Annotated in this window: 1 tRNA gene and 2 rRNA genes; all 3 read right to left on the bottom strand. The window is 42.0% G+C overall.

The annotated features are described in order from the left end of the window. Window positions 1-551 (bottom strand): 23S ribosomal RNA (locus WS40_RS10705); the annotation flags it as partial. 137 nt (window positions 552-688) lie between these two features. Further along, a tRNA-Ala gene (locus WS40_RS10700) sits at window positions 689-765 on the bottom strand. 83 nt (window positions 766-848) lie between these two features. Further along, a 16S ribosomal RNA gene (locus WS40_RS10695) occupies window positions 849-1,062 on the bottom strand; the annotation flags it as partial.

Raw genomic sequence — 1,062 nt, 5'->3', positions numbered from 1 at the left:
CAGGTTCTATTTCACTCCCCTCCCGGGGTTCTTTTCACCTTTCCCTCACGGTACTTCTTCACTATCGGTCATCAAGTAGTATTTAGCCTTCGGGGGTGGTCCCCCGTTATTCATACGAGATTTCTCGTGTCTCGCACTACTCTGGATACTGCCATGTTAATTTGGATTTCCCTTACAGGACTTTCACCTTCTTTGGTCTACCTTCCCAGATAATTCTTGTATCCTCATTAAATCAATTATGCAGTCCTTTACCCCATAAGAATTACTTCTTATGGTTTGGGCTCTTTCCATTTCGCTCGCCACTACTTTGGAAATCGAGTTTTCTTTCTTTTCCTGTTGGTACTAAGATGTTTCAGTTCCCAACGTTCCCCTTTATACACTACTTTACTCATGTATAAATAATTAGACTTCTTCTTCTAATTGAGTTTCCTCATTCGGACATCCACGTTTTATCGATTATTTGCATCTACGCGTGGCTTTTCGCAGCTTATCACGTCCTTCATCGGCTCTTGATGCCAAGGCATTCACCCTACGCTCTTAGTAGCTTAACCTCTTTTTTCATCTTTAATCTAGATTTTGGTTATTTTCCTAAAACTTATTTTAGTCTACTAGTTTCGTTATTCTAGTTTACCTTTTTTCATCTATATATTTTTCAATGTGCTATTTTTTAGAAAGCTTTATGCTTTCCTGGTGGAGATGAAGAGAGTCGAACTCTTGACCTCCTGCTTGCAAGGCAGGCGCTCTAGCCAACTGAGCTACACCCCCATATTGGTTTTTTAATGTACTATTAAAGTACATTGAAAAATAAACAATAAAATTCCTTTAAATTTAAAACTCTTTCTCCTTAGAAAGGAGGTGATCCAGCCGCACCTTCCGATACGGCTACCTTGTTACGACTTCACCCCAATCATCGGCCCCACCTTAGACGGCTGGCTCCTAATAGGTTACCTCACCGGCTTCGGGTGTTACCAACTTTCGTGGTGTGACGGGCGGTGTGTACAAGGCCCGGGAACGTATTCACCGCAGTATGCTGACCTGCGATTACTAGCGATTCCGACTTCA

The organism is Ruminococcus sp. N15.MGS-57, assembly GCF_000980385.1.
GTDB classification, from domain to species: Bacteria; Bacillota; Clostridia; order Oscillospirales; family Ruminococcaceae; genus Hominimerdicola; species Hominimerdicola aceti.
This window is presented reverse-complemented; position numbering and strand designations above follow the sequence as displayed.